This window comes from Cupriavidus necator (assembly GCF_016127575.1).
GTDB classification, from domain to species: Bacteria; Pseudomonadota; Gammaproteobacteria; order Burkholderiales; family Burkholderiaceae; genus Cupriavidus; species Cupriavidus necator_D.
In genome coordinates this window covers 2,629,123-2,647,779 of sequence record NZ_CP066019.1, presented here as the reverse complement: position 1 = coordinate 2,647,779, position 18,657 = coordinate 2,629,123, and the positions used below count along the sequence as shown (strand labels likewise).

Below are 18,657 nucleotides of genomic sequence, written 5' to 3'. Positions count from 1 at the left end.
CCCGGTGCGGCTCGGTTAAACTTGCGGCTCGCTGCACTTCCCCGGCGCCTGATGCTCGGCGGCCAGGGCAGCTGCCACTTCCCCTATGCAACGGCTCATCCTCATCCTTCTTGCGCTCGTCCTGCCGCTCCAGTTCGCCTGGGCGGGAGCCGCTGCGTATTGCCGGCATGAGGTGGCGGCTTCGGCCAAGGCCCATTTCGGGCACCACGAGCACCAGCACAAGGCCGACAGCGGCAAGCAGGACCAGCCCGCGCAGAGGGCGCAGGACAAGGCCAAGCTCGGCCTGCCCGATCCCGACTGCGGCGTCTGCCATATCGCTTCGCTGCCGTTTGCACGGGCCGACGCGCCCGACGTGCACGCCATGCGCCGGGTGGAACTGGTGCCACCGGCGCCGCAGCCCAGCTTCTCTTCGCACAGTGCGCGGGCGCCCGACCGTCCGCAGTGGCCGCGTCTTGCCTAGCCGGCGAGACGACGCTTCCACGCTTTCCTGATCTCCCTGATTTCCTGACGTCAGGCGTCTCGCCGAATTCTCCCGGTTTCTTTCCTGGTGCAATTCGATGCGAAGACTTTTGCTGCCGCTTGGGCTGGCGGCCGTTCTCTCCAGCCCGATCCATGGCGTCGCGCAGACGCCGCCCCCTGCCATGGCGCAGCCATCGGCATCCTCGCCGGCGCCGGGGCAAGAGCCTGCCGGCACGCTGACGCTCGACGCCGCGCTGGCGCTGGCCGAAGCCGGCAGCTTCACGTTGTCCGCGGCGGGCAAGGAGCTTGACGCCACCGAGGGCGATGTCACGCAGGCGCGCGTGCTGCCCAATCCCGAACTGGCCGTGTCGATGGAAGACACGCGCAAGGCCACGCGCTCCACCACCGGCCAGATCAACCTGCCGATCGAACTCGGCGGCAAGCGCGCCGCGCGCATCGGCGTGGCCGAGCGCGGGCGCGAACTGGCACAGGCCGAGCTGGGCGGCGCTCGCGCCGAGCTGCGCGCCGCGGTGATCGCACGCTTCTTTGGCGTGCTGGTGGCGCAGGAGCGCGTCAAGCTCGCCGAAGGCTCGGTCGGCATCGCCAGCAAGGCGGCCGCGGCGGCCGGGCGGCGCGTGGCCGCCGGCAAGGTCGCGCCGCTGGAAGAAACGCGCGCGAGGGTCGAGCAGGCCAATGCCGAGCTGGAACTGGCCGAGGCCACCGGCGCGCTGCAATCCGCACGGCAGTCGCTGGCCGCGCTGTGGGGCAATGCCGTACCGCACTTTGCGCAGGCGCAGGGTGACCTTGACGCACTGCCCTCGCGCCCCGCGCCGGCAGCGCTGCAAGCGGCGCTGGAAGACTCGCCGCAGCTGGCGGCAAGCCGCCTCGTGGCCGAGCGCAGCCGCGCTGAAGTCGCCGTGGCGCGCAGCCGCCAGTACCCCGACGTGACCGTGAGCCTGGGCGCCAAGCGCGACAACGAGGCCAACCGCGGTATGGCCGTGCTGGGCGTGGCGATCCCGCTGCCGCTGTTTGACCGCAACCAGGGCAACCTCTACGCCGCATTGCGCCGGGCCGACAAGGCTCAGGACACGCACGCGGCCACGCGCATCCGCCTGGCGGGTGAGCTGCAGCAGGCGTCGACGCAGCTGTCGGTATCGCGCGCCGCGGCGCAGACGCTGCAGGCCTCGGTGCTGCCCGCGGCGGAGCAGGCCTATGCCGCCGCCTCGCGCGGGTTCGAGGCCGGCAAATTCAATTTCCTCGATGTGCTGGATGCCCAGCGCACGCTGTTCCGGGCGCGCATTCGCTACCTGGACGTGCTGGCCCGCACCTATGACGCGGCGGCCAGCATCGACCGCATCCTCGGACACTGATACGGAAGCTGCAGACATGGCAATGAGCAAGCAACAACGGGCCGCCGTGGTGGCCATCCTGGTCGCGGGGCTGCTGGGCGGCGCGGCGATCCTGTCCACCGGCAAGGGCGGCAGCGCCACCGGCGAGGCCGGGCACGGGCAAGCCGAGCATGGCGACGAGCACGAACATGGCAACGAAGGAGACAATGCGGCCGCGCACGCTGACGCCAGCGCTCCCGCGGCGAAGCCGGAAGCCGAAGGCAAGCCGCACCTGATCGCGCTGACGCCCGCGCAGATCCAGCAGGCCGGCATCGGCATCGCCACCGCCGCCGCGGCGCCGCTGCGCAGCAGCGTCGATTTCCCCGGCGAGATCCGCTTCAATGAAGACCGCACCGCGCACGTGGTGCCGCGCGTGGCGGGCGTGGCGCAGGCGGTGCCGGCTAACCTTGGCCAGCAGGTGCGCAAGGGCGAAGTGCTGGCGCTGCTCGCCAGCACGACGCTGGCCGAGCAGCGCAGCGAGCTGCTGGCGGCGCAGAAGCGCGAGGGGCTGGCGCGTGCCACCTATGCGCGCGAGAAGACGCTGTGGCAGGAGAAGATCTCCGCCGAGCAGGATTACCAGCAGGCCCGCACGGCGCTTGAGGAAGCGCAGATCGCGGTGCAGAACGCGCGCCAGAAGCTGACCGCGATTGGCGCCACGGAGAACAGCGCGGGCAAGGGCGGCAGCCTGAACCAGTTTGCGCTGCGTGCCCCGTTCGACGGCATCGTGGTCGAGAAGCACCTGGCGCTGGGCGAAGCGGTCCAGGAAGCCACCAGCGTCTTCACGGTCTCCGACCTGAGCTCGGTGTGGGCGGAGTTCGTGGTGTCCGCGCGCGACCTGCACCAGGTGCGTGTGGGCGAAGCGGTCACGGTGCGCTCGAGCGCCTCGGACACGCAGGCCGAGGGCAAGGTGTCCTACGTCGGCGCGCTGCTGGGCGAGCAGACGCGCACGGCCAAGGCGCGCGTGACGCTGGCCAATCCCGGCATGGCGTGGCGCCCGGGGTTGTTCGTCACGGTCAGTGTGCTGGGCGCGCCGGCGCAGGTGCCGGTGACGGTGACGGTGACGGCCGACGCGGTGCAGCAGGTCGACGGCCAGAGCGTGGTGTTCATCACCGTGCCGGGCGGGTTTGCGGTGCAGCCGGTCAAGACCGGGCGCGCTGGCGGCAAGCTGGTGGAGGTGACAGAGGGCCTGCAGGCCGGCGCGGGCTACGCCGCGGCCAACAGCTTCATCCTCAAGTCCGAGCTGGGCAAAGCCAGCGCCGGGCATGAGCACTGAGCGGGAGGCACGCATGTTTGAACGCCTGATCCGCTTTGCCATCGAGCAACGCTGGCTGGTCCTGCTGGCAGTGCTGGGCATGGCCGCGCTGGGCCTGTACAGCTACACCCGGCTGCCGATCGACGCGGTGCCCGATATCACCAACGTGCAGGTGCAGATCAACACCGCCGCGCCGGGCTATTCGCCGCTGGAGACCGAGCAGCGCATCACCTATCCGGTCGAGACCGCGATGGCGGGCCTGCCCGGGCTGGAGCAGACCCGCTCGCTGTCGCGCTACGGGCTGTCGCAGGTGACGGTGATCTTCCGCGACGGCACCGGTATCCACTTTGCGCGCCAGCTGGTCAACCAGCGCATCCAGGAAGCGCGCGACAAGCTGCCCGCCGGCATCACGCCTGCGATGGGGCCGATCTCGACCGGGCTGGGCGAGATCTACCTGTGGACGGTCGAGGCCGACCCCGGTGCGCGCAAGCCGGACGGCACGCCGTATACGCTGTCGGACCTGCGCGAGATCCAGGACTGGGTGATCCGCCCGCAGCTGCGCAACGTGCCCGGCGTGACCGAGGTCAATGCCATCGGCGGCCATGCACGCGCCTATGTGGTCGCGCCCAGCCTGGAGCGCATGGCGTCGTACGGGTTGTCGCTGGCCGACGTGGTGAGCGCGCTGGAGAAGAACAACGACAACGTCGGCGCCGGCTATATCGAGCGCCGCGGCGAGCAGTACCTGGTGCGCGTGCCGGGGCAGGTGCGCTCGCTTGAGGATATCCGCGACGTGATCGTCGGCACCGCGCAGGGCCTGCCGATCCGCGTGCGTGACGTGGCCACCGTGCAGACCGGCGGCGAGCTGCGCACCGGCGCGGCCACCGAGAACGGCCGCGAGGTGGTGCTGGGCACCGTGTTCATGCTGATCGGCGAGAACAGCCGCACGGTCTCGCAGGCGGTGGACCGCAAGATGGCCGAGATCAACCGCACGCTGTCCAAGGGCGTGCAGGCGGTCACGGTGTACGACCGCACCACGCTGGTCGACAAGGCCATTGCCACGGTCAAGAAGAACCTGCTGGAAGGCGCGGTGCTGGTGATCGCCATCCTGTTCCTGTTCCTGGGCAACCTGCGCGCGGCGCTGATCACCGCGCTGGTGATCCCGCTGTCGATGCTGTTCACCTTCACGGGCATGGTGCACTACCGCATCAGCGCCAACCTGATGAGCCTGGGCGCGCTGGACTTCGGCATCATCGTCGACGGCGCGGTGGTGATCGTCGAGAACTGCGTGCGCCGGCTGGCGCATGCGCAGGAGCGCCACGGCCATCCCCTCACGCGCAGCGAACGCCTGCATGAAGTCTTTGCCGCGGCGCGCGAGGCGCGCCGGCCGCTGCTGTACGGCCAGCTGATCATCATGGTGGTGTACCTGCCGATCTTTGCGCTGACCGGGGTTGAGGGCAAGATGTTCCACCCGATGGCCTTCACCGTGGTGCTGGCGTTGCTGGGCGCGATGGTGCTGTCGGTGACCTTCGTGCCGGCCGCGGTGGCGCAGTTTATCGGCAACCGCGTGGCTGAGCGCGAGAACCGGCTGATGGCCTGGGCACGCCGCCGCTACGCGGTGCTGCTGGAGCGCTCGCTGGCCGCGACGCCAGTGGTGCTGACGTTTGCCGGCGTGGCGGTGGCATTGTGCCTGGCCATTGCCACGCGGCTGGGCAGCGAGTTCGTGCCCAGCCTGAATGAAGGCGACCTGGCGATCCAGGCCTTGCGCATCCCCGGCACCAGCCTGACGCAATCCGTGGCGATGCAGCAGCAGGTGGAAACCGCGCTGAAGGCCAGGTTCCCGGAGATCGAGCGCATCTTTGCGCGCACCGGCACCGCGGAGATCGCCTCCGACCCGATGCCGCCGAATATCTCCGACGGCTACATCATGCTCAAGCCCATGTCGCAATGGCCCGAGCCGCGCCGCACGCGCGACCAGCTGATCGCCGCGATCCGCGATGAGGTGGGCAAGCTGCCGGGCAACAACTATGAATTCTCGCAACCGATCCAGCTGCGCTTTAACGAGCTGATCTCGGGCGTGCGCTCCGACGTGGCGGTCAAGGTGTTCGGCGACGACAACGCCGTGCTGGAGCAGACCGCCAATCGCATCGCGGCGGTGCTGCAGGGCATCCCCGGCGCGGCCGAGGTGAGGGTCGAACAGACCACCGGCCTGCCGATGCTGACAGTCCAGATCGACCGCAACAAGGCGGCGCGCTATGGCCTGAACCTGAGCGATATCCAGGATGCGGTGGCGATCGGCATCGGTGGCAAGGTGTCTGGCACCTTCTTCAGCGGCGACCGGCGCTTCGACATCGTGGTGCGCCTGCCCGATGCCGTGCGCGAGGACGTGGAAGCGCTGCGGCGCCTGCCGGTGCCGCTGCCGAAGGAAGCCGCAGCGCGCACCAGCTATATCCCTCTGAGCGAAGTCGCCAGCGTGGATATCGCACCGGGCCCCAACCAGGTCTCGCGCGAGAACGGCAAGCGCCGCATCGTGGTCAGCGCCAATGTGCGCGGGCGCGATATCGGCAGCTTCGTGCCCGAGGCCGAGGCCGCCATCCGCGCGCGCGTGCAGATCCCGGCGGGCTACTGGACCAGCTGGGGCGGCACCTTCGAGCAGCTGCAGTCCGCCACCGCGCGGCTGCGCGTGGTGGTGCCGTTGGCGCTGGGGCTGGTGTTCGTGCTGCTGTTCGCCATGTTCGGCAACGTCAAGGACGGCCTGCTGGTCTTCACCGGCATCCCGTTCGCGCTGACCGGCGGCATCCTGGCGCTATGGCTGCGCGGCATTCCGCTGTCGATCTCGGCGGCGGTGGGCTTTATCGCGCTGTGCGGCGTGGCGGTGCTCAACGGGCTGGTGATGCTGTCGTTTATCCGCTCGCTGCGCGAGGAAGGCCATGGGCTGGATGCGGCGATCCGCGATGGGGCGTTGACGCGGCTGAGGCCGGTGCTGATGACCGCGCTGGTTGCGTCGCTTGGTTTCGTGCCGATGGCCCTGGCCACGGGCACGGGTGCCGAGGTGCAGCGTCCGCTGGCGACGGTCGTCATCGGCGGCATCCTGTCGTCGACGGCGCTGACCTTGCTGGTGTTGCCGGTGCTGTACCGGCTGGCGCACCGGAACGACGAGCCGGCGACGGAAGCGGCGCAAGGGGAAGGGGAGCTGGCGCGAATGGATGCGTGAAGTCCCAGGGTGTGGCGGCGTTGCGTCACTTCATTCGATAGTTCATGTCACCATGAACCTTCGGCCTGCGCCGCGGCGGCATGATGTGACTGTCCGCCCGCCCCCGGGCGCTGGGTTCGCTGCAAGGACTCAGCACTTCCATCCACTGTGCCGCCATGCCCGATACCGATATCGATCCGCTCAGCGCCGTCACCCATCCCGACCCGTACCCGTACTACCGGGAGCTGGCCGCCAGCCAGCCATTCTTCCGCGATGACCGCCTTGGCCTGTGGGTTGCCGCCGGCCCGCAGGAAGTGGCCGACGTGCTTGCCCACTCCGACTGCCGCGTGCGGCCGCCCGCACAGCCGGTGCCGCCCGCGCTGGCCGGCACCGCCGCCGGCGAGCTGTTCGGCCGGTTGGTCCGGATGAACGACGGCGCCGCGCACGCGCCGCTCAAGGCCCTGCTGATGCCGATGCTGGCGGGTATCGACCCGGCCGCCGCGGCGCAGCGCGCAACGGTGCTGGCGGCGGTGCTCGATGCCGGCGAAGCGTCCTGGGCCGCCATGTCCGGCGAGTGCATCAATCGCTGGCTGTTCACGCTGCCGGTCGTCACGGTCGCCGACCTGCTTGGCCTGCCGGTTGCCAACGAAGGCAGCAGCGCGGCCGAAGCCGCACAACGGGTTGCGGCCTTCGCCGGCGCGCAGTCGCCATTGGCCGATGCACCGGCCGTGCGCGCAGGCGCCGAGGCCGCTCAATGGCTGGGGCACTGGCTTGCCGATGCGGCGGACGGCGCAGGGCCGCTGCCGGCGCTGCGGCAGGCAGCCCGTGCCGCCGGCATCGACGCGCAGGCGGTCGCCGCCAACATCATCGGCCTGCTGGTGCAAGCCTGCGAAGCCACCGCGGCGCTGGCCGGGAATACGCTGCTGCGGCTGGGTCGCGACACGACGCAGTCAGGGCTGCCGCTCGATGCCGTGGTGGCGCGGGTCGCCCGGGAGGATCCGCCGGTGCAGAATACGCGGCGCTTCCTGGCCGCCGATGCGCAACTGTGCGGCCACGCCGTCAAGGCCGGCGACGCGGTGCTGGTGCTGCTGGCCGCGGCGTCGTGCAGTGGTGCCGCGGCCAGCGAACGGCCATGGACCTTCGGCCACGGCCGCCATGCCTGTCCCGGCGACCGCCTGGCGCAGGCGCTGGCTGCCGCCACGGTGGCGGCGCTGCGTGCGCGTGGGGCCGACCCGGCCGCGCTGGCGCAGGCATTCCGCTATCGTCCGTCGCTGAACGCACGCATTCCGCATTTCCTTTGATTCCCGCCATTGCCCCCAGGAGACAACATGATCGCAGTCATCTTCGAAGTCGAGCCCGCGCCGGGCCGGCAGGACAACTACCTCGATATCGCCGCGCACCTGCGCCCGCAGCTGGAGGCCATCGACGGCTTTATCTCGGTGGAGCGCTTCCAGAGCCTGACCAACCCCAACAAGCTGCTGTCGCTGTCGTTCTTCCGCGACGAGGCCGCGGTGATCGCCTGGCGCAATACGCTGGCTCATCGCCAGGCGCAGGCGGCCGGTCGCGGCGGCGTGTTTGCCGGCTACCGGCTGCGCGTGGCGCAGGTGCTGCGCGACTACGGGCTGAACGAGCGCGACCAGGCGCCGGCGGACAGCCGCGCGGTGCATGACCACAAGGCGGGCTGAGGGGGAGCAGCGATGACGATGGAAGCAATCGCCACCCAAGCCGCCTTTATCGGCCTGACGTTCTTGCTGGCAGGCTTTGTCAAGGGGGTGGTGGGCCTGGGCTTGCCCACGGTTGCGGTGGGCATGCTGGGGCTGGTGATGCCGCCCGCGCAGGCCGCGGCGCTGCTGGTGGCGCCGTCGATGGTGACCAACGTGGTGCAGCTGTTCGGCGGGCCGCGCTTCGGGCAGCTGATGCTACGGCTGTGGCCGATGCTGGTGGCGATCTGCGCCGGCACCTGGCTGTGCGCGGCATGGGTGCCGGCCGGCATGACGACGCACGCGACCTCGGCCTTGGGTGTGGCGCTGGTGCTGTACGCGGTGGTCGGGCTGGCAGCGGTGAAGCTGGTGGTGCCGGCAGGGGCGGAGCGGTGGCTCGGGCCGTTGATCGGGCTGGTCACGGGTGGCATTACGGCGGTGACCGGTGTGTTCGTGATTCCCGCCGTGCCTTACCTGCAGGGACTCGGGCTGGACAAGGAAAGCCTGGTGCAGGCGCTCGGGCTGTCGTTCACGGTATCGACCATTGCGCTGGCGGTGAGCCTGGCCATGGGCGGGTCGCTGCTGCATATGCCGGTGCTGGGCGCCTCGGCGCTGGCGCTGGTGCCGGCGCTCGGCGGCATGTTCCTGGGCCAGTGGCTGCGCCACCGGATCAGCGCCGAGCGCTTCCGCAAGCTGTTCTTCTGCGGGCTGCTGGTGTTGGGCGGCGAGCTGGCGCTGCGCGGGCTGTCCTGACCCTGCCGCTGGCTTGCTCCCCTCTCCCGCAAGCGGGAGAGGGAGCGCACAGTCGGTCATTGCCGCCCGATTGGTACTTCTATCGGGCGCCGTCCTCTAGTGGCTGACCTGCACCGTGCGGCCGTTGAGCGGCTGCACCGGGCGGGCGTTCATCGGATAAAGCTGACGGAATGCGGCCAACTGCGCCGGCGACACTTCCACCGGGGTCTTCAGCACCTGCCAGCGCACGTCCTCGCTGCACGGCGGCGTGGTCAGCGAGCCGGTGAAGGCCCAGTACGACTGCCGGGCCGGCAGCAACGCCGCCACATCCAGCGGCGCCGTCAGTTCGCGCGACTCTCCGGCCTTGGCCGGCAGGCTCGCGAAGACCGGTTTCAGCGCCGCATTCTCCCGCCCGGACTTGAACAGCACCGCCACCACCGCCAGCTTGCCTTCTGCATTCTGGTGCACCAGGTGCGCGACCAGCGGATAGGCCTTGCCGTTGATCTTCTCTTCGCTGGGCGTATGGAAGTGGAACTGCAGCAGCTTGTAGGGCACGCCGTCGAGTTCGATCTGCCCCGCTGCGGGCAGGTTGACCTGTACGGTGTGGCCGTTGTTGACCACGGTGGCGGGCGCCGCGGCGTAGCCAAAGCCGATCGGCTTCAGGTCCGCAGGCCGGGCCTTGCTGGTGCGGATATCGATGGGCGACTGGTGCTTGCCCAGCGCACAGGTCTTGTAGTCCTGGTCGAGCTCGGCCCAGTGGCTGGTACCGGTCGGTCCGGTGTAGCTCCAGTGCGGGTCATTGCCGGCCCACGCGGCAGGTGCAAGCAAGGCGGTGCAAACCGTGATAATCGGCAGCCTGGTGTTCATTGTCGATGCGTCCTAGTGTTGGTAACCCCTTGGTTTCCGACGTGGTGTTGTCAAGCTGTCCCCGTCTTGAGTGCCGGGTCTTTTGCCCGGGCCGGAAATCATGCAGCAAAACTACCGTCCAGCGAATAAGGCATTGCTGAATTCCGGTCTGCACAGCGTTTAACAAGGGTACGGACTGCATGCACGCATGCGATTGGTGCGTGCCGCGCATGCCGGCATGGAACGGACACGGCGCCGACATCTCACGTGGCACGCTCCACAGGCATCCCCGCTCAGCCGGGGATGCCTGCCTGCCACCGTTTGTCTCGGGATTTCAGCCAGGCCGCGCGCCGGCCTGGTTCGACTCCAGTTGCGCGCGTACCGCGGAGATATGGTCGCCCGCGGCATCGACGGCGTTCTCCAGGTCGCTGGTGCTGCAGCCCAGCTCCCGGCACCAGTACTGCACTTCAAGCGGATCCATCAGGTTGATGCGGCCAGGATCCAAAGGCCTGAACTCGTTTGTCACATCGCTCATGCTTGCCTCCTGTCCATGTCTCGGGGCGACACGGCCCTTGCATTGTAGGCAGTGATCCGGCACGCGTTGCATGCAAGGCGGCCTGAGCTTGCGCATATGATGTACGGGTTACCCCAGCCGACAGGACGCCGCATGCCCCGCTCATCCGGTGCAAAACTCTGGTCCACGCTGAACAAGGCCGCGGCCCGCAATGCGCGCCGCCTGCAGCGCGCCGTCAACCAGAACCTGACCAGGCCGATGACCGAGGCCATCGTGCGCAACGCGGTGAAGCAATCGGCTGCAGTCACGGCCGCCACGCAGCGCGCACTGTCGGGCGTGGTATCGCCGGTGCAGGCGCCGCAGAACCGCGGCAGCGGGCGCTGGGAAGAAGGCGCATGGGGCGCACCAGTGGCGCCGCGCCGCTACCGCATCTTTGTGCCGGCCGGCGTCACGGCGTCGCGGCGCGCCCCGATGCTGGTGCTGCTGCATGGCTGCGGCCAGGATGCCGCCAGCTTTGCCGCGGTCACGCGCGCCGCCGCCGTGGCGCGCGAAGCCGGCTGGGTGGTGTTGCTGCCTGAACAGACCTCGCAGGCCAACGCACAGCGCTGCTGGAACTGGTTCCGGCCCGGCGCGCAGGGTGGTGTCGAGGCCGGTCTGCTGATGGCGCTGATCGACCAGGCTTGCCGCGGCCATCCGGTTGCCGCGGACCGCATCAGCGTGCTGGGGCTGTCCGCGGGCGGCGCGATGGCGCTGATGCTGGGGCTGCGCTATCCGGGACGCTTTGCCGCAGTGGGGTCGCACTCCGGCGCGGTGCCATGGAGCGCCAGCAATGCCGCCCAGGCAGCGCGCGCCATGCGCGGGGGGCACGGGCCCGATGCCAAGGCCATGCAGGCGCTGCGGTTCGGACTGGCAGGGCGCCGCCCGCCGCCGTTGCTATTGCTGCATGGCGATGCCGACCACGTGGTCGACTTCAGCAACGCCACCGCCGCGGCGGGCATGTGGATGCACCTGCAGCCGGAGGATGCGCACGCGTTGTCCGCGGCGCCGGCACGGCGCATCCAGCGCGGCATGCGCCGTGCCATGGATGTGTTCGACTGGGCGGAGGGAAAGTCGCCTTACGTGCGCCTGGTGCGGATCGAGGGCCTGGGTCACGCCTGGAGCGGCGGGGCAGGCGGGCAGGCGTTCTCCGATCCGGCGGGGCCGGATGGGTTGAAGCTGGCGTTGCGATTTTTTCTGGAGGTTGGGGGGTGAGGCAGGCTTGACGCCTCATGGATATCGCGCTGTCATCCGGTTACGAAGGTGATCGCGTTTTCTCCGAGCGAGCGAACGGCGAAGTCTCGTCTCGGCTTCCTGCAAGACCTGACACGGCTGCCCGACCTCGACAAAAGTGTCGAATAGTACCTTCGACTGACCCCTACCCCAAACTTACCGGCTCAATCACCACATCACTGGCCGGACAAGCCACACACGGCAAGATCAGCCCCTCTTCCCTCTCATCCAGACTCAACCCCGGCCATTCGATCCGATAGCGGATCGTCCCTGCATGCAGCCGGCTGGCGCAGGCGCGGCAGGTGCCGTTGCGACAGGAGTTGGGCAGCGACACGCCTTCGAGCAAGGCAGCTTCCAGCAGGCTCAGCTCCGCCGGCGCGGCGAAGCGGGTATTGCCTGGCAGCACGCTTGTGGTGAATTCGGCGCGGTCGTCGGGCGCCACCGGCTCGCGTTCAGCCATGGTCCTCACCCTCCGCTTCCGGGAATTGGGCGCGTCCGTGGGTCGCGTCGCGCAGGGCGTCGCGCGCGGCGTCGAGCTGGGTTGCGGGCATGCGCAGGACCAGCGTGGCCAGCGCGCCATAGGCGGTGTCGGCCAGCGTGCAGCCCGGCTGCGCGTCGTAGTCGAGCCAGCGGCGCACGCGCGGCTCGTCGGCATAGTCGACGGACACCGTCAGGGTGCCGTAGGCGATGCGTTCCACGCGCTCGGCCGTTTTCAGCGCGGCCGCGATGGCATCGGTGTAAGCGCGCACCAACCCGCCCGCCCCCAGTTTGACGCCACCGTAATAGCGCACCACCGCCGCCAGCACGCCGTCCAGGTCATGGTGGCGCAGCACTTCAAGGATGGGCCGGCCGGCAGTGCCGGAGGGCTCGCCATCGTCGGACATGCCCGAGGCGCCGCCAGCCAGCAAGGCCCAGCACACGTGGGTGGCGGTGGGGTGCTCGGCGCGCAGCGCCTGCAGCGCCGCCATGGCGGCGTCACGGTCGGCAACGGGCAGCGCCAGCGCCAGGAAGCGGCTCTTGCGGATTTCGATCTCGGCCCGGACGGGGTTGGCTAGCGTGTAAGTGGGCAAGCGGAAGGGCGGAAGTAGGCAGAAACGGCGGCTGCCGGCATTCAACGGATCCGCGCCTGTGGAGCCGCGGATGCAAAGGGCGAGTGTACCGCAGCGGCATCCTGGCTCAGCCGAAAGCGCCGCTTTTGTGTTGTATCGTCAACTTGGTGTCACAAACAGCGCCTACGATCCGCTCCGGCCATGCGCAATGCCGCCCGCCGCCCGCCTGTGCCAACAGGTGCCCGGCCCCGCCCGCGGGACCGGCGCAAATACGCAGTGAACAACATATCCCTTCCTCTTCCCCGGATCGAGAACATGCTTGAACAACCCAATGCAGGCCGCCGCAAGGCCCTGAAGCTCCTGGCCGGCGCGCCGATGCTGCCGCTTGGCCTTGCCTCCACCAGCCTGCTGGCAGGTTGCGGCGGTGGCGACGACGCTGTCGCCGCGCCGCTTCCGCCGGCCCAGGCGGCCACGTTCACCACGGCCGAATTCGTTGGCATGAGCGCGCCGACGCTGGCAACGCCCGACGCCATGGCGACCACCACGGTGGGCTCCAGCCTCAAGGTGTCGTTCAGCGACGGCAGCAGCCAGACCTACAAGCTGGCCTACCAGCCGTTCTTCATCACCGGCGACACCCTGCCCGACGGCAAGGGCGGCACCATCCTGGCCGGCGGCTACTACGACATCAACAACAAGCCGATCATGGACACCTCAGTGGCCGGCAAGGAGCGCCAGTTTTTCTCCGACGCGCCGGACGGCAGCTCGCTGCTGACCCTGGCCAACCCGACCGTGCCCGGTGTCAAGGGCAAGACGGTGTTTGCGGTGGTGCAGTTCGAGTACACCACGCGCAACCAGGGCAATGTCAGCATGTACGGCCTGCTGCCGTCGCCGATCGCCGTGGTGACGCTGGACCAGGACCCGGCCACCGGCAAGCTGACCCCGGTCAAGTACCACAATGTCGATACCTCGGGCGTCAACGGCCTGTGGATCACCTGCGGCGCCAGCCTGTCGCCGTGGAACACCCACCTGTCGAGCGAGGAGTACGAGACCGACCTGCTGAACGCCAGCGCGGTCACGCAGTTGCAGGGCTACAGCCAGAACCTGTACGGCGACCCGGCCCGCGCCAACGCCTACAACTACGGCCACCTGCCGGAAGTCACGGTCAACCCGGACGGCACCGGCACCATCAAGAAGCACTACTGCCTGGGCCGCATCTCGCATGAGCTGGTACAGGTCATGCCCGACGAACGCACCGTGCTGATGGGCGACGATGCCACCAACGGCGGCCTGTTCCTGTTTATCGCCGACCGCGCCCGCGACCTGTCGTCCGGCACGCTGTACGTGGCCAAGTGGCACCAGACCTCGGGCGTGGGCCCGGGCAGCGCCACGCTGTCGTGGATCAGGCTGGGCAGCGCCACCAGTGCCGAAATCCGCGCGCTGGTCGACGGCGGCATCAGGCTGGCCGACATCATGGATGTCAAGACCACCGATCCCGCTGACGTCAGCTACACCCGCATCATCTACAACGGCAAGCCGAACTGGGTGAAGCTGATGCCGGGCATGGAAAAGGCCGCGGCGTTCCTGGAAACGCACCGCTACGCCGCCCTGGTCGGCGGCAGCCTGGGCTTCACCAAGATGGAAGGCACCACGGTCAACATCAAGGACAAGAAGGCCTACTCGGCCATGTCCCGCATCGAGTCGAGCATGCTCACGGGCAATGCCGCCAACGCCGGTGATATCCAGGTGGAAGGCCCGTACTCCGGCGCGGTCTATGAGCTGAACCTGAAGGGCGGCCAGGCCGACAAGACCGGCACGGCCATCAACAGCGAATGGGTGCCGGTCGACATGGCGGCGGTGCCCGCGCTGGTCAGCGAAGACCTGGGGGGCGGCAAGATGAAGCAGCAGGATGCGCTGGGCAACTTTGCCAACCCGGACAAGGTGGCCACGCCCGACAACCTGAAGTTCTCGGAAAAGCTGCGCACGCTGTTTGTCGGCGAGGACAGCAACACCCACGTCAACAACTTCCTGTGGGCGTACAACGTCGATACCAAGGTGCTCAGCCGCGTGCTGTCGTGCCCGGTCGGCGCCGAATCCACCGGCCTGCACGCGGTGGACGAGATCAACGGCTGGACTTATGTGATGAGCAACTTCCAGCACGTTGGCGACTGGGAATCGCCGCTGCACGACAAGGTGCGGCCGACGCTTGAAGCGAAGGTGATGGCCAACTACAAGGACCGCTTCGGTGCCGCCGTGGGTTACCTGACGGGCGATCCGACTGGCGTCAGGCTGGCCAAGGCCTGACGCGTCGCGCAGTGCCGATGAGGGCGGCGGGCTTCGGCCCGCCGTTTTTTATTGGGGCACGATCGTCTAACATGACAACTCCGGTTCATGCCCAGCCTCCCGCCCGTCATGCCTGACCAGCTTCCGCACATCCACTCCGCGCGCCTCAGCCTGCTGCCCTTTCGTGGCGACGACGCAGCCGAGGCGTTTGCCTGCATCACCCCGACGCTTGCCCGATTCATGGACTGGGATCCGTCGCCCTCGCCGGCGGCTTTCGAGACCGTGTGGCAAGGCTGGCTGGCAGGCATGGCGCGAGGCTCGGAATTCGTGCTCACTATCCGGCGTGCCGACGACGGGCTGTTCCTGGGGCTGGCGGGATTGCACCATGCCGACACGCCCGCGCCGGAACTCGGCATCTGGATCCGCGAGGACTGCCACGGCCATGCCTTCGGCCTGGAAGCGGTCACTGCGCTGGCGCAATGGGCGCAGGACAACCTGTCGCCGGCGCACCTGGTCTATCCCGTGGCCGAACCGAACTGGCCCAGCCGCCGGATCGCAGAGTCGCTTGGCGGCACGGTCGTGGGCCAGGCCACGACGCGCAAGTTTGAGCGCTTGATCTACCGGATTCCGGGGGGCCGTTGACGCACTGCGGCAGCGCGCCCCCCGGCGCGCCGATTCTGCTACGCTAGGCGCTTTCCCCCGCTGAGCATGCCATCATGACCGGCTCCACCCAAGACCCCGATGCACGCCGCATGGCGCCCGCCACCGAGCGCAACCGCGAGCCGATCCTTGCGGTATTGCGCAAAGTGCTGCCCGCCAGCGGCACGGTACTGGAAATTGCCAGCGGCACCGGCCAGCATGCCGTGCACTTCGCGGCAGCGTTGCCGGGACTGACCTGGCAGCCAAGCGATGCGGAAGCCGCCGCGCGCGCGTCGATCGCCGCGTGGACCGCGCATGCGGGCCTGGCCAATGTGCGCGCGCCGCTGGCGCTGGATGTCTGCCGCCAGCCGTGGGGCATCGACGCCGCGGATGCGGTGGTCTGCATCAACATGATCCATATCGCCCCGTGGGCTGCGGCCGAGGCGCTCTTCGCAGGCGCCGGCAAGCTGCTGGGCCCGGGCGGCGTGCTGTTCCTGTACGGCCCCTATCGCCGCGGCGGCGCGCATACGGCGCCCAGCAACGCCGCCTTCGACGCGCAGCTGCGCGCCACCGATGCCGACTGGGGCGTGCGCGACATGGAAGCCGTGATCGCGTTGGGCGAGGCGCAGGGCATGCGCTGCGACGAGCCGGTGCCGATGCCGGCCAACAACTTCAGCCTAACGTTCCATCTCAATAAAATCAAATAGTTAGCTGAATTTTGGGGCAAATTGGGGCACTACTATACTTTCCGTAGGTGACGCAGCGTGCATACAACTGCCTTGGCGGAAGTATGCGTGGTAATTCACATTCATTGTGCCCCTCTTGCCGGGCAACCCTCAGCGACTCGCCTCGGCTTCGGAAGTCACTTTCCGCAAACACGTATCAGCGCAGTCTCTCCCAGCGTACCGGGCGTTACGTCGTCTAGCGCATTCTCGACGTTCTTGATGGAGTTCGTCCCTAGAACCTCACCCGTGCCATCATCCCCCTCATAGATAACCTGCTTGGACACGGCGCTACGACGGCCTGCACAGTCGAAATGGTTCATTGTAAGGACAGATCGATAGTCCTTGAATTTGGTGACGTAATCGCCTTTCTGCGGTGTGGTGTAGCTGTATCTAAGCCAAGCCTTCTTCAGACCTTTGCTACTACTGATGCTCGTCGCGTCGACGTATAAGAGAGTGTTCTCTCCGCCTACGCCTATTGCCTCCCACTTAGCCGCCATGACGTTCGTGGATAGCATAGCAACGGCCACCAACGGGAACAGTTTGACCTTCACTTCTCGCTCCTAAAGCGTTGTTTTATGTGAGTCGTGTCAACCGAGGCGTTTCAGCACGCCGGTTTCTGCGGTACGTTCGACGGGGCAGCTCGGTTGGCTTTCATTTCTAAACGCTCCCGCCTTAGAGGATGCGCCTATAGCAATGAGTCTCTATTTGCCGCTGGCGCCGGAGAATTGTTTTTTCTGTATAGTCTCAGTGCGGCTTCTTCTAGCGTCGAGACAGCTTGCTTTCCACCGCTGCTCGAGAACCTATAGACTGCAAATCGACCGCTTTCCAGAGCCACGGCAATGCCAAAGGCGCCAGTTGCGGACGCAGCAATTTTGTCCATAAGGTCATAGTTGAGGATGGCATAGCGATAATGCAGGCCTGTTGTATTGCGCAGTTGAATTTGTCTGTCGCAGACCAATTCCACAGTCGTCGCACCAAGTGATGAATTTATGAGGGCAGGGGATTTTCCTCCAGATTCGCATCTGGTTTGCGTGCCGAGGTACCAAATACAAGTGCTATCTCCCGAAACGCAAACCTTCATTAACACGCTCTGGCTCTCATTTACAACGGCAGCGTAGAGATTCCCATCGGTGGTCGTTCCCGTAGCCCAGTCTCCGAACGGGGCCGCATTCGCTGTTCCCATTGATGCTATTGATAATGCGAGTAGGGATTTAAATCGGAGTTTCACTGTTATTTCTCCCCAGACTGCCGTTTTTGGCCTCCACCTGTGAAGGCTGCTCTTTCCAGCAACGCCCGACTTCTCATCCATCGCCGTTTGACTACTGACCGGCGGCGGGCCTTGGCCTTGCGCTCCCCAGCGCTCGACCGTTTGTGCCAGGAAGTAGTCTACCCGTTCCAGTTCATAGTCGGCGAGCTAGACGACATCGGGCCGGAGCGACTTCGAGCGGTTGCGGGCGCGGGCCCGGCGCAAGGGTTGGTACAAGCGCGCGGACCTGGTCGCCCACTGCGTATTTGACCTGCTAGTAGGGAAGGGGGAAGACTTGTGCGGGCAGCCTATAGAGCGTCGCAAGTCGGCACTCCGCCGATTGTTGGCCGATTCGCCGGCGGGAATCCTGTACGTGGACAGCATAGAGGATGGCGCATGGCTGTACGGCCACGTTCTCACGCTCGGCCTAGAGGGAGTAGTCGGGAAGCGCGCCGGGTCGCTGTATCGGGATGGCGAGCGCTCGCCCGACTGGATGAAAATTAAGCGGCCGGGGGCAGTACCGTTCAAGAGATTCCGACGTTAGTCCTTGTCCCTTACCACCATGAAGTATGGCAAGACGAAGTCCGTCATATCAGGAATGGGAAATTTCGGAACATCCTTAATCTTGACTCTTTCGCTATATGACCGAGAGCCAGACTTTATGCTATTGACAAAAGCGCCGATTGCAGAGTTGGTGAACTCAGTGACCTGATGACTTAAGCTCAGCACGTCTTCGACAATTGTGTTTAAGCCGACGCCCCAATCTCTATTGGCCTCGAAAATAAAGGCGGCTCCTGCCATGACGTCGGAGGTGCGATACATCGTCGCACCGAAGCTGCCGCCAGCAAAAATCTCAAAACCTTGCTTCCCAAAATTCAATGCATTTATAGCTTCTTTGCAGTTCTCAAACTCCGGGTAATGCATCGCATGCCCATTCCTTGCGGGATTAATCCACTTACATTGTGACATAGCCCTGTTGAGAGCCTTCAATCCGGCGATGTCTGATTCTGGCATATGTGGGTAGCAATATCCTTCTAGGAACTGCTTAACAATTTTCTGGCTAATTATTAACTTTGCCTCGTATAGTTTTCCAGCCAGAATCCGCGTCACGAACATGATATTAAAGACCGCGCCGGCCTGCTCTGCGTCGACACCGCCAGAAACATCTCGCCTCGCCAGGACCGACCACCTGTTTAGGCACATTATCTCGTTGTAAATGTGCCCAAGCAGATATAGCGCATATTGGTTCTCGGCGCCCATTTCCTTGAGCGATTCATAGGGCACGACAATACGTTTTATTTGAAATGCCACCATTGGTCTCCGAACGGTCCATATTCGGCAGCATTCTACTTCGGAGCGTGGCCTACT

General features: G+C 66.7%; 19 protein-coding genes. 12 read left to right on the top strand and 7 right to left on the bottom strand.

Translation table 11 applies throughout. The features are described from left to right. Window positions 1-85: 85 nt before the first annotated feature. The 7 genes from czcI to I6H87_RS30860 all read left to right on the top strand — a co-directional run bounded on the left by czcI (window position 86) and on the right by I6H87_RS30860 (window position 8,742). Complete coding sequence (gene czcI, locus I6H87_RS30890; RefSeq protein ID WP_011617852.1) at window positions 86-460, top strand: cation efflux protein, CzcI family; 375 nt, start codon at window positions 86-88, stop codon at window positions 458-460. Window positions 461-557: 97 nt separating this feature from the next. Further along, a complete protein-coding gene (locus I6H87_RS30885; RefSeq protein WP_011617851.1) occupies window positions 558-1,829 on the top strand; it encodes a TolC family protein in 1,272 nt (423 codons plus the stop codon). A 16-nt stretch (window positions 1,830-1,845) separates the two neighbouring features. Beyond that, the gene (locus I6H87_RS30880) at window positions 1,846-3,120 is read left to right on the top strand and encodes an efflux RND transporter periplasmic adaptor subunit (protein WP_011617850.1); all 1,275 of its coding nucleotides are present in this window, start codon (window positions 1,846-1,848) and stop codon (window positions 3,118-3,120) included. A 13-nt stretch (window positions 3,121-3,133) separates the two neighbouring features. Next, window positions 3,134-6,310, top strand: coding sequence for a CusA/CzcA family heavy metal efflux RND transporter (locus I6H87_RS30875; protein ID WP_011617849.1), 3,177 nt, complete (start codon window positions 3,134-3,136; stop codon window positions 6,308-6,310). Between the two features lie 155 nt (window positions 6,311-6,465). Continuing rightward, window positions 6,466-7,590: a cytochrome P450 family protein gene (locus I6H87_RS30870; protein ID WP_011617848.1), complete on the top strand. Its 1,125-nt coding sequence runs from the start codon at window positions 6,466-6,468 to the stop codon at window positions 7,588-7,590. 27 nt (window positions 7,591-7,617) lie between these two features. After that, complete coding sequence (locus I6H87_RS30865; RefSeq protein ID WP_010810707.1) at window positions 7,618-7,974, top strand: antibiotic biosynthesis monooxygenase family protein; 357 nt, start codon at window positions 7,618-7,620, stop codon at window positions 7,972-7,974. A 12-nt stretch (window positions 7,975-7,986) separates the two neighbouring features. Then, window positions 7,987-8,742, top strand: a complete 756-nt coding sequence (locus tag I6H87_RS30860) for a sulfite exporter TauE/SafE family protein (protein WP_011617847.1) — start codon at window positions 7,987-7,989, stop codon at window positions 8,740-8,742. Between the two features lie 96 nt (window positions 8,743-8,838). Here I6H87_RS30860 and I6H87_RS30855 read toward each other — a convergent pair whose 3' ends face one another. Both I6H87_RS30855 and I6H87_RS30850 read right to left on the bottom strand, forming a co-directional pair. After that, complete coding sequence (locus tag I6H87_RS30855; protein ID WP_010810705.1) at window positions 8,839-9,588, bottom strand: carbonic anhydrase; 750 nt, start codon at window positions 9,586-9,588, stop codon at window positions 8,839-8,841. A gap of 313 nt (window positions 9,589-9,901) precedes the next feature. Continuing rightward, entirely contained in the window at window positions 9,902-10,102 is a 201-nt protein-coding gene (locus I6H87_RS30850; protein WP_010810704.1) for a DUF3606 domain-containing protein, read from the bottom strand. A gap of 132 nt (window positions 10,103-10,234) precedes the next feature. Between I6H87_RS30850 and I6H87_RS30845 the strand changes: the two genes are divergently transcribed. Beyond that, complete coding sequence (locus tag I6H87_RS30845; protein ID WP_011617846.1) at window positions 10,235-11,332, top strand: extracellular catalytic domain type 1 short-chain-length polyhydroxyalkanoate depolymerase; 1,098 nt, start codon at window positions 10,235-10,237, stop codon at window positions 11,330-11,332. A gap of 163 nt (window positions 11,333-11,495) precedes the next feature. Here I6H87_RS30845 and I6H87_RS30840 read toward each other — a convergent pair whose 3' ends face one another. Both I6H87_RS30840 and I6H87_RS30835 read right to left on the bottom strand, forming a co-directional pair. Then, entirely contained in the window at window positions 11,496-11,810 is a 315-nt protein-coding gene (locus tag I6H87_RS30840; protein ID WP_010810702.1) for a 2Fe-2S iron-sulfur cluster-binding protein, read from the bottom strand. After that, entirely contained in the window at window positions 11,803-12,420 is a 618-nt protein-coding gene (locus I6H87_RS30835; protein WP_041688572.1) for an IMPACT family protein, read from the bottom strand. The genes I6H87_RS30840 and I6H87_RS30835 overlap by 8 nt, the downstream gene beginning before the upstream one ends. 294 nt (window positions 12,421-12,714) lie before the next feature. Here I6H87_RS30835 and I6H87_RS30830 point away from each other — a divergent pair, with 294 nt between their 5' ends. The 3 genes from I6H87_RS30830 to I6H87_RS30820 all read left to right on the top strand — a co-directional run bounded on the left by I6H87_RS30830 (window position 12,715) and on the right by I6H87_RS30820 (window position 16,025). Continuing rightward, on the top strand, window positions 12,715-14,700 hold the full coding sequence (locus I6H87_RS30830; RefSeq protein WP_011617844.1) for a PhoX family protein: 1,986 nt from the start codon (window positions 12,715-12,717) through the stop codon (window positions 14,698-14,700). 108 nt (window positions 14,701-14,808) lie between these two features. Beyond that, complete coding sequence (locus I6H87_RS30825; protein ID WP_011617843.1) at window positions 14,809-15,321, top strand: GNAT family N-acetyltransferase; 513 nt, start codon at window positions 14,809-14,811, stop codon at window positions 15,319-15,321. 74 nt (window positions 15,322-15,395) lie between these two features. Continuing rightward, window positions 15,396-16,025 carry a DUF938 domain-containing protein gene (locus tag I6H87_RS30820; protein WP_011617842.1) on the top strand — a complete coding sequence of 210 codons (630 nt, stop codon included), beginning with the start codon at window positions 15,396-15,398 and terminating at the stop codon, window positions 16,023-16,025. A 155-nt stretch (window positions 16,026-16,180) separates the two neighbouring features. Here I6H87_RS30820 and I6H87_RS30815 read toward each other — a convergent pair whose 3' ends face one another. Beyond that, window positions 16,181-16,594: a surface-adhesin E family protein gene (locus I6H87_RS30815; RefSeq protein ID WP_011617841.1), complete on the bottom strand. Its 414-nt coding sequence runs from the start codon at window positions 16,592-16,594 to the stop codon at window positions 16,181-16,183. A gap of 134 nt (window positions 16,595-16,728) precedes the next feature. Further along, a complete protein-coding gene (locus I6H87_RS30810; RefSeq protein WP_136227888.1) occupies window positions 16,729-17,271 on the bottom strand; it encodes a hypothetical protein in 543 nt (180 codons plus the stop codon). 220 nt (window positions 17,272-17,491) lie between these two features. Between I6H87_RS30810 and I6H87_RS30805 the strand changes: the two genes are divergently transcribed. Then, window positions 17,492-17,833, top strand: a complete 342-nt coding sequence (locus tag I6H87_RS30805) for an ATP-dependent DNA ligase (protein ID WP_011617839.1) — start codon at window positions 17,492-17,494, stop codon at window positions 17,831-17,833. Here the strand turns inward: I6H87_RS30805 and I6H87_RS30800 are convergent. Beyond that, the gene (locus I6H87_RS30800) at window positions 17,830-18,603 is read right to left on the bottom strand and encodes a hypothetical protein (protein WP_041688232.1); all 774 of its coding nucleotides are present in this window, start codon (window positions 18,601-18,603) and stop codon (window positions 17,830-17,832) included. The genes I6H87_RS30805 and I6H87_RS30800 overlap by 4 nt on opposite strands. Window positions 18,604-18,657 lie beyond the last annotated feature (54 nt).